Origin of the sequence: Veillonella sp. CAG:933 (assembly GCF_000431435.1) — a bacterium.
In the GTDB taxonomy this organism is placed as follows: Bacteria; Bacillota; Negativicutes; order Veillonellales; family Veillonellaceae; genus Veillonella_A.
This window is the reverse complement of the sequence record NZ_HF986191.1, coordinates 21,925-38,048: the sequence shown is the minus strand read 5'-3', so window position 1 is coordinate 38,048 and position 16,124 is coordinate 21,925. Positions and strand designations below refer to the sequence as shown.

At 42.5% G+C, this 16,124-nt stretch carries 13 protein-coding genes and 1 pseudogene (1 of these 14 running past the window's edge); 13 read left to right on the top strand and 1 reads right to left on the bottom strand.

The window, feature by feature from the left end; genetic code table 11:
* The first annotated feature begins 19 nt into the window (after window positions 1-19).
* The 4 genes from QZL64_RS05685 to QZL64_RS05670 all read left to right on the top strand — a co-directional run bounded on the left by QZL64_RS05685 (window position 20) and on the right by QZL64_RS05670 (window position 8,932).
* Window positions 20-3,700, top strand: coding sequence for a PolC-type DNA polymerase III (locus QZL64_RS05685; protein ID WP_021841039.1), 3,681 nt, complete (start codon window positions 20-22; stop codon window positions 3,698-3,700).
* A gap of 43 nt (window positions 3,701-3,743) precedes the next feature.
* Window positions 3,744-5,300 carry a gluconokinase gene (locus QZL64_RS05680; protein ID WP_021841038.1) on the top strand — a complete coding sequence of 519 codons (1,557 nt, stop codon included), beginning with the start codon at window positions 3,744-3,746 and terminating at the stop codon, window positions 5,298-5,300.
* A 55-nt stretch (window positions 5,301-5,355) separates the two neighbouring features.
* The gene (locus tag QZL64_RS05675) at window positions 5,356-6,675 is read left to right on the top strand and encodes a gluconate:H+ symporter (protein ID WP_021841037.1); all 1,320 of its coding nucleotides are present in this window, start codon (window positions 5,356-5,358) and stop codon (window positions 6,673-6,675) included.
* 394 nt (window positions 6,676-7,069) lie between these two features.
* Window positions 7,070-8,932 (top strand): YadA-like family protein, encoded by a 1,863-nt coding sequence (locus QZL64_RS05670; protein ID WP_295242890.1) that lies wholly within the window; start codon window positions 7,070-7,072, stop codon window positions 8,930-8,932.
* Between the two features lie 430 nt (window positions 8,933-9,362).
* Here the strand turns inward: QZL64_RS05670 and QZL64_RS05665 are convergent, their stop codons facing one another.
* The gene (locus QZL64_RS05665; protein ID WP_021841034.1) at window positions 9,363-9,638 is read right to left on the bottom strand and encodes a hypothetical protein; all 276 of its coding nucleotides are present in this window, start codon (window positions 9,636-9,638) and stop codon (window positions 9,363-9,365) included.
* Window positions 9,639-9,709: 71 nt separating this feature from the next.
* Between QZL64_RS05665 and rpsB the strand changes: the two genes are divergently transcribed.
* The 9 genes and pseudogenes from rpsB to rseP form a co-directional block, all read left to right on the top strand.
* Complete coding sequence (gene rpsB, locus QZL64_RS05660) at window positions 9,710-10,492, top strand: 30S ribosomal protein S2 (RefSeq protein WP_021841033.1); 783 nt, start codon at window positions 9,710-9,712, stop codon at window positions 10,490-10,492.
* 271 nt (window positions 10,493-10,763) lie between these two features.
* Window positions 10,764-11,444, top strand: a complete 681-nt coding sequence (gene tsf, locus QZL64_RS05655) for a translation elongation factor Ts (RefSeq protein WP_021841032.1) — start codon at window positions 10,764-10,766, stop codon at window positions 11,442-11,444.
* Between the two features lie 69 nt (window positions 11,445-11,513).
* Window positions 11,514-12,242, top strand: coding sequence for a UMP kinase (gene pyrH / locus QZL64_RS05650; RefSeq protein ID WP_021841031.1), 729 nt, complete (start codon window positions 11,514-11,516; stop codon window positions 12,240-12,242).
* Window positions 12,242-12,802 carry a ribosome recycling factor gene (gene frr, locus QZL64_RS05645; protein ID WP_021841030.1) on the top strand — a complete coding sequence of 187 codons (561 nt, stop codon included), beginning with the start codon at window positions 12,242-12,244 and terminating at the stop codon, window positions 12,800-12,802. Before pyrH ends, frr begins: the two co-directional genes overlap by 1 nt.
* On the top strand, window positions 12,802-13,062 hold the full coding sequence (locus QZL64_RS05640) for a hypothetical protein (protein WP_021841029.1): 261 nt from the start codon (window positions 12,802-12,804) through the stop codon (window positions 13,060-13,062). The genes frr and QZL64_RS05640 overlap by 1 nt, the downstream gene beginning before the upstream one ends.
* A complete protein-coding gene (locus QZL64_RS05635) occupies window positions 13,040-13,816 on the top strand; it encodes an isoprenyl transferase (protein ID WP_021841028.1) in 777 nt (258 codons plus the stop codon). The genes QZL64_RS05640 and QZL64_RS05635 overlap by 23 nt, the downstream gene beginning before the upstream one ends.
* 1 nt (window position 13,817) lies before the next feature.
* Window positions 13,818-14,630 carry a phosphatidate cytidylyltransferase gene (locus QZL64_RS05630; RefSeq protein ID WP_021841027.1) on the top strand — a complete coding sequence of 271 codons (813 nt, stop codon included), beginning with the start codon at window positions 13,818-13,820 and terminating at the stop codon, window positions 14,628-14,630.
* Between the two features lie 143 nt (window positions 14,631-14,773).
* Window positions 14,774-15,919, top strand: a complete 1,146-nt coding sequence (locus QZL64_RS05625) for a 1-deoxy-D-xylulose-5-phosphate reductoisomerase (RefSeq protein ID WP_021841026.1) — start codon at window positions 14,774-14,776, stop codon at window positions 15,917-15,919.
* An 8-nt stretch (window positions 15,920-15,927) separates the two neighbouring features.
* Window positions 15,928-16,124, top strand: a pseudogene (gene rseP / locus QZL64_RS05620) (RIP metalloprotease RseP); it runs 852 nt beyond the window's last position.

Sequence of the window (16,124 nt, the reverse complement as noted above, 5' to 3'; positions counted from 1 at the left end):
ATTTGAAGGAAGGATAGACATGAAAGTACGATATCATATTGTGCCGAAACGGCGAAAGCAAACGGCTCTTATGATTGAAATTAAGGATAAAACCGTAAAAATTAAAAATGTGCTGTCCCAACCGGATGCATTTAAAGAGTTACAGAATAAACTGGAAGAATGGTATCAGATAAAGCAGATTCCCGTAAGGCAACTGGCTTCCGATGATGCTGATACTTTATTCTATGGCTATGCTACGGCACCGATTCATGATCATACGCCGGAAGAGTACTATATGGATGATCCCGGAGAGATTGAAATCCCTGAGGATGCGTTGGATCAAAAGTATTGGGATGAAATTTTTCACGCCTCTGAGCATGAAAGTCCTGATGAATTTAACCATCAGGAAGAAGATATGCCACCGGGCTTTGATGAATACGATTTTCCCTTTGCATTAAGAGAGGATGCGCCTATCAGCATGTATGATGAACCGGTAGAGTGTAACTATGTGCCGGCTAAGACTACGCCGGTAGATGCACAGGCAGGCGGTGGTTTTCAGTATAGCGGAAAACGAAGACGCAGCTTTAAACGTGATGTGACCGATCCGGGCATGATTTTGGGGCCGGCTATTCACGGCGAACCGGTTAGCATTTCTTCTGTTAATGAAGAAGTAAACGGCGTCGTTTTTGAAGGCATCTTTGTGTCACTTGAAATGATTGAAACGAAAACCGGTAAAGGTCTCATTAAGGGGGATATCGTAGATGCCACAAACAGTATCCGTTTTGCCAAGTTTACGGATACCGCCGAAGAGGGCGAGGAGCTCCTTAAAACGATGAATGGACTCAAAGCCGTTCGCGTACAAGGCGATGTTCATTATGATGATAAATTCGAACGTGATTATACGCTGGTATTGCGTAGCATTCAACAGTTGGAAAGTGGCGCTAAACGTACGGAAAATCGTGAAGATTCTCGCGTAGAACTGCATCTTCATACTAAAATGAGTGACCGCGATGCCTTGGTTAATGTGAAAGAGTTATTACAAACGGTAAAAGCTTGGGGTCACCCGGCGGTAGCCATTACCGACCATGGTGTCATTCAGGCTTTCCCGGAAGCACAGGAAGTGGCCGGCAAATTAGGCGTTAAAGTGATTTACGGCGTGGAAGGGTATTTGATTGAAGATGAAGAAAATGATACCCGCGCGCATATTATTTTATTGGCCAAAAATCGGGTAGGGCTTCGTAATTTATACAAAATGATTTCTATTTCCCATTTACAGTACTACAAACGCCGTCCGCGTTTACCGCGTGCCGTTATTGAAGACCATCGCGAAGGTATCATTATCGGTTCCGCTTGTGAAGCGGGTGAGCTGATTCGTGCCATCATTAAAGGTGAGTCGCAGGAACGATTATTGGAAATTGCCTCTTTCTATGACTATCTGGAAATCCAGCCATTGGAAAATAATCAATTTTTAATGTATGACCGTAAAACCGGTGAAAAAATTCATGATGAGCAGTATCTGATTGACATTAATAAAAAGGTTGTAGAACTTGGCGAATTATTGAATAAACCGGTAGTGGCAACCTGTGATGTGCATCATCTGAATGATGATGAAAAAATATATCGCCAGATTATGTTGACTGTATCCGGTTTTAAAGATATTGAACGGACGCCGTCGCTATATTTGCGTACTACCGATGAAATGTTGGAAGAATTTAAATACTTGGGCGAAGAGAAAGCCTATGAAGTGGTAGTTACCAACTCGCGCATGATTAATGACAGCATTGAATCTTTGCAACCGGTACCGCAGCGCAAAACGTATTCACCTAAGATTGAAGGGGCCGATAATGCATTGAAGGAAATGTGTTATAAAAAGGCCAAAGAAATTTATGGGGATCCTTTGCCGGATGTAGTAGCGGAGCGCCTCGATTATGAGTTGACCCGTATTATCGGCAACGGTTACGGCGTGTTGTATTATATTGCGCATAAACTGGTGCGTAAGTCCTTGGATGACGGTTATTTGGTAGGCTCCCGTGGTTCCGTAGGTTCCTCGTTTGTAGCCACCATGGCAGATATTACGGAAGTAAATCCGTTACCACCACATTATATTTGCCCGAAATGTAAACATAGCGAATTCTTTACCAAGGGTGAATATGCCGGTGGCTTTGACTTGCCACGCAAGAATTGTCCGGAATGCGGTACACCGCTTCACACCAACGGCCATGATATTCCGTTTGCTATATTCATGGGCTTTAATGGCGATAAGGTACCTGATATTGACCTTAACTTCTCCGGTGATTATCAGCCACGCGCTCATAAATACACGGAAGAATTGTTCGGTCGTGATAATGTATTCCGCGCCGGCACAATCGGTACGATTGCTGAAAAAACAGCAATTGGTTATGTTAAAAAATATGCGGAAGCAAATGATATTCAAGCGCGTCAAGGCTTTTTGGAATCCTTGGCCAAAGGCGTTACGGGTGTAAAAAATACAACCGGTCAGCATCCGGGGGGCATCATGGTTTGTCCGCGCGATATGGATGTGCATGAGTTCACACCGGTGCAATATCCGGCCAATAAAAAAGACAGTGGCATCATTACGACTCACTTCGATTATCACTCCTTTGAAGGTTGTATGACGAAGCTTGATATACTGGGCCATGATGATCCGACAATTATTCGTATGTTGGAAGATATTACCGGTATCGACGTTCAAACGATTCCGTTTGACGATCCGGAAACACTCAGCTTGTTCTCGTCCACTAAAGCTATCGGTTTAACACCGGAGCAGCTGATGGGTGATAAAGTTGCATCCTTGGCCGTACCGGAATGTGGTACCGGCTTTGTACGGCGTATGTTGGAAGATTCCAAGCCGAAATGTTTCTCCGACATAGTACGTATTTCCGGTTTTTCTCATGGTACGAATGTATGGCTTGACAATGCGCAAACTTTAATTAAAAATGGTACTTGCCAATTGAATGAAGCCATTTCTACCCGTGATGACATCATGAACTTCTTGATGCATCGCGGTATTAAGCCAATTACTTGCTTTAAAGTCATGGAAAACGTGCGTAAGGGCAAGAAGATTGATAAGTTGAATAAATTGGGGCAAAAAGAAACGGATTACGAAGAACAGATGCGTGCCGGTGGTATTCCGGAATGGTTCATTGAGTCTTGTAATAAAATTTCCTATTTATTCCCCCGTGCCCATGCGGTGGCTTATGTAATGATGGCGTTTCGCATTGCCTGGTTTAAAATTAATTATCCGTTGGCATTCTATGCCGCTTATTTCTCGATTCGTGCCAAAGCGTATGACATGAAAATAATGGCAAGTTCACTCAGTGAACAGCGTGCCGAGTTTGATCGTTTGAAAGCACTGGACCGCAAGGCAAGCAATAAAGACAAAGACATGATGAGTGCCTTGGAAGTTTCCATGGAAATGAAGCAGCGCGGTTTTGATTTCTTAGTGGCTGATCTTAATTACTCAGAAGCCCGTCGTTTTACTATTCATAACGGTGCTTTATTGCCGCCGTTCTTGGCTGTGGACAGCTTGGGTGAAAAAGTAGCGGATATGATTGTGGCGGAACGGAAAGAAAAACCGTTTACATCAGTTAAAGACTTACAACGTCGTTGCAAGGTTTCCGGCAGCATCATCGCAACTATGCGAGATTTAGGTTGTTTTAAAGATTTACCGGAAGATGAACAAATGAGTTTATTCGGCTAAATATTAGTAGTAAAATAAATGTTAGCAGTAAAAGGAGGTTTTTATGACCTTAAAAGTGAAAGATCCGGTATGGATTGGTGTTGATGTAGGCACGACCGGTGTGCGTGCTACGGCGTATACGGCTACGGGTAAGGCAGTAGCTACGACTGAAGCATTTTACAGCTTGGAAACGCCACAGTATGACTGGGCGGAACAAAATCCGCAGCAGATTTATGATGCTGTAGAAGAAGTAGTGAAGGGGACCGTAGCTGAATTACAGTACAAATTGGTTACTATTTCCGGTTTGGCCTTAAGTTCCGTTATGCACAGCTTTATCCCGCAAGATGATAAGTTCCAACTCTTAGGCAATATGATGACCTGGGCTGATAGCCGCAGTGCCGCTATTGTTCGTCGTTTAGAAAAAGACCCTAAAGTTAAAGATTTTTACTTCAATACAGGCTGTCCGTTGCATGCTACCTATCCACTGGCTAAAATCCTATGGGTGAAAGAAAATCAGCCGTCCATTTTTGAACGCATGACTCATATCGGCTCTATTAAAGATTTCATTTTCCGTAATTTAACCGGTGAATGGGTGACTGATAAATCGGTTGCCAGCAGCAGTGGTCTCTACAATGCGCACAAAGAATGTTGGGACGAAGAAATTTTAAACTTTGTCGGTATTACCGAAAAATGTTTGCCGGAAGTTGTTTCTACGACTCATAGTAGTGCCTTGTTGCCTGATGTAGCGAGCCGTTTAGGTTTGCCGGCCGGTTTACCGGTTGTTATCGGTGCAACCGATGGTGTATTGGTAAATGTTGGTATTGGTGCTGTTTCAGCCGGTCAGCTCAGCTGCACGATTGGTACGAGCGGTGCGATTCGCATGCTTACGGAAAAACCGCGCATGGATAAACAACAACGTACATGGTGTTACAACTTAACCGATGACATGTGGGTAGCCGGCGGTGCCATTAACAATGGCGGTATCATCATGCGTTGGATGCGTGACCGTATTCTTCATTTGCATGGCCCGCAAATGGAACAACTCGATGTGGATCCATACGATTTGATGACCATGAAAGCTCGTCACGTACCGGCCGGCTCCGGCGGATTACTCTTGATGCCGTTCTTTACCGGTGAACGAGCACCATATTGGAACTCCGATTTACGCGGTGCTTTTATCGGCTTATCCTTAAATCACAGCCGTTCTTATATGATTCGCGCTACCATGGAAGGTATTTGTTACAGCCTTCTTTGCGTATTGCAAGCTCTGCGTGATTTTGAAGAAGTGAAAGACATTCGCGTCAGCGGCAGCTTTACTAAATCCGAATTATGGCTTCAGATTATGGCTGATATTTTTAATGAAAACATTACCTTGCCGACAAACAGTGAAGGGGCATCCTTTGGCGCAGCCGTATTAGGTTTTATTTCTGACGGTACGTTGAAAGACATTAAAGATACAGCTACACTAGTTACGGCTCAAGAAGTATACACACCAAAAGAAGTTAATCGCGAAGTATATGATGACTTGTTCAAGATTTATGAGTCTTTATATGTAAATATGAAAGATGATTTGGCTCGTTTGGTGAACTTCCAACAGAACCATCCGTTCAATCGTTTATAATATATTTTTTTCTTTTTGAACTATTGTGTCGGTTCATATGAAAGGAGGCGCTTCTATGCCACTGGTTATATTGGCATTAGGCATCGTGCTATTGTTCTTCCTTATTGTAAAAGTGAAGTTGAATAGCTTTTTATCCCTTATTTTAGTGTGTATTTTGTTGGCGTTTGGTGAAGGGTTGCCGATTGATAAAATCTTCCCTACCATTCAAAAAGGCTTGGGTTCAACCTTAGGCGGCTTAACAATCGTAGTCGGCTTCGGTGCCATTCTCGGTAAACTCATGGCTGACAGCGGCGGGGCACAGCGTATTGCTACCACATTGATTAATATGTTTGGTCGTAAAAATGTAAAATGGGCAGTTTGTTTAACCGGTTTTATTGTTGGTATCGCTTTATTTTACGAAATCGGCTTCGTACTTTTAATTCCGTTGGTATTTACCATTGCGGTAGCAGCTGACATTCCACTTCTCGAAGTAGGTATTCCGATGGCTGCCGCTTTATCCGTTACTCACGGCTTCTTGCCACCACATCCGGGTCCAACCGCGATTTCCGTTATTTTTAACGCCGATATCGGCAAAACCTTGATTTACGGTTTAATCATCGGTATTCCAACCGTTATTATTTCCGGTCCGTTACTGTACAACACCGTAAAAGACATTAAAACGGAAATTCCTGAAGGCCTTCACAATGATAAAAACTTCTCTGATGAAGAAATGCCTTCCTTCATGAGCAGTATTTTAACCGCTTTAACACCGGTTATCTTGATGGCTATCAGCGCCGTAGGTAAAATGATGGGTATTCCTAAAGATGCGCCAATCATGCATATCTTCAACTTCATCGGTGACCCAAGTGTTGCGTTGACTATTTCCGTTGCTGTAGCCTTCTACACATTCGGTTATGCTCGTGGCAAAACTACGAAAGAAATCATGGAAACTTCTGAAAAAGCAATTCTTACCGTTGCTATGATTCTCTTCATCGTAGGTGCGGGCGGGGCGTTGAAACAAGTGCTCATCGACAGCGGTGTAGGCGACTACATCGGTCACTTGGTAATGGGTGCTAACTTGTCCCCATTATTGTTGGCCTGGATCATCGCTTCCGTTATTCGTATTGCTGTAGGTTCCGCTACCGTAGCAGCTCTTACAGCAGGTGGTATCGTAGCGCCGCTCATTCCGCTTACCGGCGTGAGCCCTGAACTTATGGTACTGGCCGTAGGTGCGGGCAGCGTTATCTTCAGCCCACCGAATGACCCTGGCTTCTGGCTCTTCAAAGAATTCTTCGGTCTTACTGTTAAACAAACCGTACGTACTTGGTGTGCCGTAGAAACAGCCATTGCCGTATGCGGTCTCATCGGTGTAGAAATCTTGAATTTGTTTGTTTAATAAAAACTATATAAGTTTCAATCAAAAGGTTGCTTCCTCAGGGAGCAACCTTTTTTGTTGAAATCTTGTGAAAATTAATAAATTGTTACTTTTATTTATATTCAATTTATGTAATGCATTATATTATTTTTATTCACAAAATGTTTAATATAACCGTATAATGTAGAATGCTTTTAATGACAAAAACCTATCTTAATAATAGATTTATCAAATAAAAATATAACCACTTGATTTACAATTTGAATTAATTTATAATATGAAAATATTGTAATTAATTTCATTTTTGTAAGGTTGATTAGGTGGTATTAATGAAGAAGAAACAAAGAGATATGCTGACTTTGCTTGTTTTGGGGCGTTTGCTGTATGTGGCGCAAATGAAGTTGGAGCGTCAGCTATAGATTATGTAGCTGTTAACTCCAGTGATACAGTTCCGGTTGCAAACGGTACTAATAGTGTAGCGGTAGGACCTAATTCTACGGCTGAAGCTGTGAATAGTATTACTGTAGGAAACGGCGCCGGCGTCGCTAATGTGGCCGCTCATGGTGTAGCTATTGGCAGGAATGCTAAAGTATTGCAATCGGATAATTATAGCGATACTATGTCGAATTCGGATAAAAGAAAAACAAATGGCCAAACATCCATCGCTATAGGTGTTAATGCTGAAACGAAATGGAGTGGTGCTACGGCCGTAGGTGCGGGAGTCAAGGTAAATGGTCTAAATGCGTCAGCTTTCGGCAACGGAGCAAACGCCATTGGCGAAAACAGTATTGCACTCGGTGGTGCCTCTATGAGTGAGACGTATACGTATTTTGATACGACTTACAATATGAATAATGCTATTGCAGTGGGTAAAGAAGCTCATGTGGGAGCCGGGCGCGGTATTGCTGTCGGATTAAAAACTAAAGCTGAAGGTATAGCTTCGACGGCCCTTGGGACACAGGCTGAAGCTTTAGGTGAAAGTGATACGGCTATTGGGAACCAAGCCCATGCCAACGGTTGGGGCGCTTCGGCATTCGGTACCATTGCTAAAGCGGATGGTATGAATGCAACCGCTATCGGTAATGATGCAAGAGCTCAAAATACCTATGCCGTAGCGTTAGGCACTCATTCTATTGCAACTGCAGAAGGAAGTACATCGCTGGGCCCTAACTCTCAGGCAGATGGTAGATTTTCAACTTCCGTAGGTTATAATGTGCAAACGGCCGGACTTCACGGAATATCAATCGGTACCAATACGGTGCGCAACGCCAATGCGAATAACGATGCCAATGCGGGTGGCGATTATGCTATTTCCATGGGATCCGATACCCATGCACGCAATACCGACTCTATTGCCATCGGTCGCCAAGCTGATTCTACCAGTGCCGGCGGTATAGCTATAGGCGCAGATTCTTTCGTGGAAACTCAAGATGGCGTAGCTTTAGGCAGTCAGTCCATAGCTAATCGTTATAGTTTAAAAGATGTATCGGTAGTATCTGATGCCTCCGCGGCGGATGAACAAGTGTATGGGGCTGATAAAGCTAAAGATGCCGACAAAACTGCTATTGCTAACACAGTTAAAGGCAATGCAGGGGCGGTTTCGGTAGGTAATGATGATATGAAACGTCAAATCGTTAATGTGGCGGCCGGTTCGGAAGATAGCGATGCCGTTAATGTGGCACAGCTTCGTTCGGTTAAAAATTCAATTGAAACTACCGTGAAAGAATATACGAATGGTTTTACAACTGTTATAAACAATCATACCAGTCAGATAAATGAATTAAATAATCGAGTAGATAACATTGAGGGCAAAGTTAATACCATAGAACGGGATGTTACCCAAATGAAAGGAGAAATGCACAAAGTCGGTGCTATGTCGGCGGCCTTAGCCGGTTTAAGAAACCTCGCTTTTGATCCAAGCAGTAAATTAAACTTCTCTGTGGCCGGCGGCTTTTACCGAGAAGCTTCGGCAATGGCATTAGGTGCGTCCTATCAACCGAATGAAGACGTACTCTTTGCTGTAGGAACAAGCGTGGGCAATAATGACAACATGTATAACGTGTCCGCAACCTTCAAAGTGGGACCAAGTGAAAAACGTCGTGCTTATATTAACGATGAACGCATGGCGCCAATCAGCACCGTTTATGTACTCAACGATAAAATGACCCTGTTGGAAAAAGAAAACCAAATTGCTAATCAGAAAATAGACCAACTAGCTCAAGAAAACGTAGAACTCCGTCAAAAACTTGAACTGTTAATGACAAAACTCTCCGTTTAACTCTTTTGATAACTACACAAGTGCCGTATAAGTGTTAAGCCAATTCAGCGTTGCAAAAGAAACAACACGTACTAAGCATATCCTCCCAAAATCCTTGCTTAAGTACAACCAACCTTGCACACTGAATACAACAACTAAACCTATACGGCACTACTTTTTTTGCTTCGCAAACCCAGCAGCAAAAACACTATGAGCCCACCCCCACCAAATTGAATACTTTTATAACACACGAACCTTTGCTAACAGGCAAGCCGTTTGTGGGCAGAGTATTTTAGTTGTAACCGATGTGTGGGATGGTTGAAGCTGTATGATAGGGAAGACGATAGCCATGTCATTCGAAGCGATTTTTTTGCTTGCAAAACCTGGAGCAAGACCGCACCTAGAGTCCACCTCCCACCAATTGAATACTTTTATAGCACACGAACCTTTGCTAACAGGCAAGCCGTTTAAGAGTAAGTTCTTTGACGGACAGTGAGGCTCTAAACGGAATAGCTGCTATGAAAGGAAAGGCACTAGCCATGTCATTCGCAGCGATTTTTTTGCTTTGCAAAACCTGAGCAAGAATGACATGGCTAATGCCTCTATTATTTCCGTTTAGAGCCTCACAAGTGCCAAAAAGAAATTCTTCTAAACCGCTTGCCAGAGCAACAGTTCGTGTGATATACTCATAAAGTATGAAATTACGCACGCACGTCTGATCCGACATCTGTGTCAGGGCTTTTCCTGATTTTTACTCGGATATGAAGCGGCGGAGGTTTATTAACAGGAGGTGCCAACATGGCAGTAGTATCAATGAAACAATTATTGGAGGCCGGCGTACACTTCGGTCACCAGACAAGAAGATGGAACCCTAAGATGGCTAAGTTCATCTTCACTGAACGTAATGGTATTTATATCATCGACCTTCAGAAAACAGTTAAAAAAGTAGAAGAAGCTTATGACTTCCTTCGTGAAGTTGCTCAGAACGGTGAAGTAGTTCTTTTCGTAGGCACGAAAAAACAAGCTCAGGAATCCGTTAAAGAAGAAGCTATCCGCGCTAACATGTTCTATGTAAACGAACGTTGGTTAGGTGGTATGCTTACTAACTTCAAAACTATCGAAACTCGTGTAAAACGTTTAAAACAGCTTGAAACAATGGCTGAAGACGGCACATTCGAACTTCTTCCTAAGAAAGAAGTAATCGGCTTGCGTCATGAAATGGAAAAATTGGAAAAATACCTCGGCGGTATCAAAGATATGCCTAAAATGCCGGGCGCATTATTCGTAATTGACCCTAAAAAAGAACGCATTGCCATTGCAGAAGCTAAAAAATTGGGTATCCCTGTGGTAGCTACAGTTGACACTAACTGTGACCCAGACGAAATCGATTTCCCAATCCCTGCAAACGATGACGCTATTCGTGCCGTTAAATTATTAACCGGCAAAATGGCTGACGCTGTATTGGAAGGCCGTCAGGGCGAATCCTTGGATGACCAGGGTGAACACCAGGAAGCTGCCGATCAAGCTTTAGCACAAATGGTTTCTGACTCCGTTGACATGGTTCAGGACGGTCAGGGCTAATAAGAGCTTTTAAAAGCACAGCTTTACAAACTTAAAATGTATCATACGTTGAATAAATTTCGGCTCAAAAATATTTGATGAATACACTTTTGACGATAATGCGAAATTGTGAAATCAGCGCTATTGCTTTTTCACAGAGCGGGCTGTCATTTGAAGTATAAAATATTATATAATCGGCAAAAATTTATTTGATAAAAAATGTAGAACGATATAAAATTAAGGTAAGGCTTTATGACCTTACCTTAATTATTGTATAGGAGGTATATATTAAATGGCGATTACTGCTGCATTAGTAAAAGAATTGCGCGAAATTACAGGCGCAGGCATGATGGATTGCAAAAAAGTATTAACCGAAGCTAATGGCGATATTCAGAAAGCAATTGACTTACTTCGTGAAAAAGGCTTAGCCGCTGCTGCTAAAAAAGCCGGTCGTATTGCTGCTGAAGGCGTAGTTTCTTCTTATATCCATGGTGGCGGACGTATTGGTGTTCTTGTTGAAGTTAACTGCGAAACAGACTTCGTAGCTAAAACCGAAGACTTCCAAGCTCTCGTTAAAGACATTGCTATGCAGATTGCAGCAGCAAACCCTGCGTACTTGAACCGTGAAGAAGTTCCTGCCGAAGTTATTGAACACGAAAAAGCTGTTCTTTTAGAACAAGCTAAAGCAGAAGCTGAAGAAGATGTAAAAGCAGGTCGCAAACCAAAACCTCAAGCCGTTCTTGAAAAAATGGTTAACGGTCGCGTTGAAAAATTCTATAAAGAAAACTGCCTTATGGAACAGGTTTTCATTAAAGATGGTGACAAAACTATTACTGATGTTATTACTGAAAAAATTGCTAAAATCGGTGAAAACATTAACGTACGTCGTTTCGTTCGCTACGCTTTAGGCGAAGGAATTGAAAAGCGCCAGGACGACTTCGAAGCTGAAGTTCGTGCAGCCGCTGGTCAATAAGAGTTAAAGAGATAAGAGAACACCGTCACGTGTTCTCTTATTTTGTAATAGCAGAGGAGTAATAAAGCAATGAGTAATAGAAATTTTAAACGTATCGTCTTGAAGTTGAGTGGTGAAGCCTTAGCCGGTGATCAAGGCTTTGGTATTAACCCGTTAGTAGTAGAAGAAATTGCTAAAGAAATCGCTGAAATTGCCCGCACTACGGATTTGCAGATTGCTATCGTAGTAGGTGGCGGTAACATTTGGCGTGGCCTTGCCGGCAGTGCTAAAGGCATGGATCGTGCTTCTGCTGACTATATGGGCATGATCGCTACTGTTATGAACTCCTTAGCATTACAAGACGCCCTTGAAAATGCCGGAGCGGCTACTCGTGTTCAGACTGCCATTGCTATGCAGGAAGTGGCTGAACCATATATTCGCCGTCGTGCTATCCGTCATTTGGAAAAAGGTCGTATCGTTATTTTTGCCGCCGGAACGGGTAATCCGTATTTCTCCACCGACACTACAGCTGCTTTACGTGCTGCCGAAATCGAAGCCGATGCTATTTTAATGGCTAAGAAGTTTGCGGACGGTGTCTATGATTCGGATCCACGCACCAATCCGGATGCTAAGAAATTTGATGAGCTTACATACATGGACGTAATTAGTCGCGAACTTAAAGTTATGGACGCTACTTCTACGACCTTGTGTAAGGATAATAATATTCCAATCGTAGTGTTCAGCATGGATATTCCTGGCAATATCACACGCGCTGCGAAAGGGGAAGTTGTTGGTACTATTGTAAGAGGTGAAGAATAATGGAAATTCAAGAACTGTTAACCCGTGAAGAAGGCCGTATGGACAAAACCATCGAGGCTTTAAAACATGAGTTTGCTTCCATTCGTACCGGCCGTGCCAGTACAGCCTTATTGGACAAAGTTATGGTTGATTACTATGGCACACCATCGCCAATTAACCAGGTCGCTAATGTAACGGCTCCGGAACCGCGTTTAATTTTGGTTAAACCATGGGAAAAATCCATGATTGGACCAATCGAAAAAGCAGTTTTACAATCCGATTTAGGACTTAACCCAAGCAATGACGGTGAAACTATTCGCTTGGCGATTCCGCAACTTACGGAAGAACGTCGTAAAGAACTCGTTAAAGTAGTAAGCAAAAAAGCGGAAGAAGCTAAAGTTGCCGTTCGCAATATTCGTCGCGATGCCAATGACGCTCTTAAAAAAGAAGAAAAAGCAAAAACTATCACCGAAGATGATGCTAAACAAGGTCAAGAAAAAATCCAAAAATTAACGGATAAAAAAATTAAAGCTATCGATGATTTAAAAGACAAGAAAGAAAAGGACGTATTAGAAGTATAATGAATACGCCGAACTTAATTGTTGGATTACCTTGGCAGCTTGCACAGAAGATGTTGCAGGCTGCCAATATCCCTTTTTCAGTAACTATAGGTGAGAACTACAATAGATTTTTTACTGTTGCTGACAATGATTTTTATGTAGGCCGAGTGACCTATGTAGAGGAAACGGGCACATGGCAAGTTTTGCTATATCGCCCTATGATAGCAAGCGGTTTTGAAAACTGCACTGAGGTACAATATGCTAAAGAATTTACTTCGTAAAAAAGAAGGAACTGCGTCAACGTCAGGCGTTACTCTGGATCCTAACAATATACCTCACCATGTAGCTATTATTATGGATGGCAATGGTCGTTGGGCGAAACGCCGTGGTTTACCGCGTACGATGGGACATCGTGCAGGTGCTGATGTATTAAAGAAGATAGTGATTGCCGCTGATGAAATCGGCATTAAAGCATTAACTGTGTACGGTTTTTCCACTGAAAACTGGAAACGTCCGGCTACAGAAGTGTCTTTATTGATGAGTTTAATTCGTGAATATTTGCTTGGTAATGTACGCGATATGCATGAACATAATGTGCGTATTCGTTTTATCGGCTATATCGGTGGTTTATCCGAAGAATTGCAACAGATTATTGCTGATGCAGAACAATTAACTAAGAATAATACGGGTCTTACCTTACAGTTAGCTATTAACTATGGGGGACGCGATGAAATAGTACGAGCTGTTAAAGCTACGGTAGCTGAAGTGACTGCCGGCACTATGACAATTGAAGATATTAATGAAACATCTTTTGGTGAACATTTATTTACCAAAGAATTCAGTGATGTAGATTTATTGATTCGTCCAAGCAATGACTATCGAATCAGTAATTTCCTATTATGGCAATTGGCGTATGCCGAATTTTGGTTTACCGAAACTCATTGGCCTGATTTTACAGCTCAAACTTTATTAGATGCTGTGTATGCCTACCAGCAACGAGAACGGCGCTTCGGCGGTTTAAAGACGGAGGAATAATATGCTGAAAACTCGTGTGATTACGGCATTGATTGGCCTTGTAATAGCCATTATTGCTATTACGGCAGGCGGTTATATTTTTAATGGCATTATTCTTTTACTGGCCTTATTGGGTTGGCGAGAATATGTGCGCATACTTCGTAATATTAAGATAGTATTGCCGGAACGGTGGGGCTATTTATTTACACTCCTTATGATGGGAGCCATAACTTTTGGTTTATATAAATGGGCAATTATTGCGGGGGCAGCTTCAGTATTGGTAATAGGCTTATTGTATATTTTTGGGCCGGCCAGACTGGATTTATCCGTGATCAGTACGTCCTTGTTAGGGTTCTTTTACATAAATGGTGGCTTTGCTGCCTTCATGGCATTACGTGAAAACTCTCTCTATGATTTATTACCGATTGGCTTGGCTAATGCTCATATAGGTGAACTTGTTATTTGGTTATTGTTACTTACCACCTGGGCCAGTGATACTTTTGCTTATTTTGCGGGCGTTAAATGGGGTAAACGTAAGATTGTACCCAATATCAGCCCTAATAAATCATTGGAAGGGTATGTGGGCGGTTTTATCGGTTGTTTATTAACCGGTATTATTTATGCTGTAATCGTAGGTATTCCGTTCTCCTTAGGTCTTGGCGCCGGCCTTTTAACCGGTATTGCAGCACCTTTGGGCGATTTATTTGAGTCTAAGTTAAAACGCGCTTGTGGTGTTAAGGATTCCGGCGTTTTGTTGCCGGGCCATGGCGGTGTACTCGATCGTTTTGACAGCTTGTTATTTTCAGCGCCAATGGTATTGGTTTACCTTTTGTAATCGCGATATAATAAGTAGAGAACAGTATAACAGCGTTAAGTTAGTAAGACTTAAACAGTTAGTGATACTTAAGTCGTTGGTAATACTTAACCGGTTAGTCATATAAATATAGTAGTAGTACAAAGATAAGCAAAGGAGTTTCTATGAAAACACTGAGTATTCTTGGGAGTACCGGTTCTATCGGCACGCAAACTTTGGATGTGGTACGACAGCATCCCGATTTATTTTCGGTAAAAGGGCTGGTAGCATACCGCAATGTGGATATATTGGAAGCTCAAATTAAGGAATTTCAACCGGAAGTAGCAGGTCTGGTTGATGAAACGGCTTTTTTAGAATTAAAAAAACGCTATCAAGGTCCCACAAAGTTGGTAGGCGGTAAAGACGCATTAATTGTTGCCGCCACCTTGACGAGTGCTGAACTTGTGGTCACTGCCGTAGTCGGTGCAGCGGGCATCGAGCCGACTGTAGAGGCTATTAAAGCGAAGAAGACCATCGGACTGGCCAATAAAGAAACCTTGGTGGCCGGTGGGCCGCTTATTACGGCGTTATGCAAAGAATATGGTGTTCAATTATTACCGATTGACAGTGAACACAGTGCGATTTTCCAATGCTTGGAAGGCCAGACTCGTGAAAATGTAGATTCTTTGCTCATAACGGCATCGGGTGGACCATTACGTACATGGCCGTCTGAAAAAATTGCAACAGCCACAGCAGCCGATTGTTTGCGTCATCCGACGTGGAATATGGGCAATAAAATTACCATCGATTCGGCCACTTTATTCAATAAAGGGCTTGAAGTGATAGAAGCTCATTGGTTGTTCGGCTTTGATTTTGATCATATTAAAGTGACTGTTCATCCGCAAAGTATAGTTCATTCCATGATCATGATGAAAGACGGTGCTATTTTGGCGCAGTTAGGTAATCCTGATATGCGTGAACCGATTCAGTATGCTTTGACGTATCCCGAACGTAAACCTCTCAAGATGGATACACTTACTTTTGCCGATGCGTTGACATTGGAATTCTTCCCGCCTCGTTATGATGACTTTCCGGCGCTTAACCTCGCCTATGAAGTCGGTCGTGCAGGTGGTTTTAAACCGGCTGTGTTTAATGCAGCCAATGAAATTGCGGTGTATGCGTTCCTTGACGGTAAGTTGAAGTTTGCCGATATTTATAAAACGGTGTTGGCTGTTTTAGAAAAAATGGAAACAGAACCGGACTTTACGTTGGAACATTTACGTGAAATTGATTTATGGGCTCGTGAAACAGCCAAAGCTTTGATTAAATAGGAGAGATTATGTTAACTATTGTTGCCACAATCTTCGTATTTGGCATTATTGTGTTTATTCATGAATTTGGTCATTTTATTACGGCCAAAGCAAGCGGCATGCGAGTTGATGAATTCGCTATCGGTTTTGGTCCGGCTATTGCTAAAAAACGCAAGGGCGAAACATTGTATTCTATCCGAGCCATTCCTCTCGGCGGCTATAATAA

Excerpts from the sequence above, each read along its gene's own strand:
- QZL64_RS05685 (WP_021841039.1), top strand. The coding sequence starts at position 20 with ATGAAAGTACGATATCATATTGTGCCGAAACGGCGAAAGCAAACGGCT.
- QZL64_RS05680 (WP_021841038.1), top strand. The coding sequence starts at position 3,744 with ATGACCTTAAAAGTGAAAGATCCGGTATGGATTGGTGTTGATGTAGGC.
- QZL64_RS05675 (WP_021841037.1), top strand. The coding sequence starts at position 5,356 with ATGCCACTGGTTATATTGGCATTAGGCATCGTGCTATTGTTCTTCCTT.
- QZL64_RS05665 (WP_021841034.1), bottom strand. The coding sequence starts at position 9,638 with ATGTCGGATCAGACGTGCGTGCGTAATTTCATACTTTATGAGTATATC.
- rpsB (WP_021841033.1), top strand. The coding sequence starts at position 9,710 with ATGGCAGTAGTATCAATGAAACAATTATTGGAGGCCGGCGTACACTTC.
- tsf (WP_021841032.1), top strand. The coding sequence starts at position 10,764 with ATGGCGATTACTGCTGCATTAGTAAAAGAATTGCGCGAAATTACAGGC.
- pyrH (WP_021841031.1), top strand. The coding sequence starts at position 11,514 with ATGAGTAATAGAAATTTTAAACGTATCGTCTTGAAGTTGAGTGGTGAA.
- frr (WP_021841030.1), top strand. The coding sequence starts at position 12,242 with ATGGAAATTCAAGAACTGTTAACCCGTGAAGAAGGCCGTATGGACAAA.
- QZL64_RS05640 (WP_021841029.1), top strand. The coding sequence starts at position 12,802 with ATGAATACGCCGAACTTAATTGTTGGATTACCTTGGCAGCTTGCACAG.
- QZL64_RS05635 (WP_021841028.1), top strand. The coding sequence starts at position 13,040 with ATGCTAAAGAATTTACTTCGTAAAAAAGAAGGAACTGCGTCAACGTCA.
- QZL64_RS05630 (WP_021841027.1), top strand. The coding sequence starts at position 13,818 with ATGCTGAAAACTCGTGTGATTACGGCATTGATTGGCCTTGTAATAGCC.
- QZL64_RS05625 (WP_021841026.1), top strand. The coding sequence starts at position 14,774 with ATGAAAACACTGAGTATTCTTGGGAGTACCGGTTCTATCGGCACGCAA.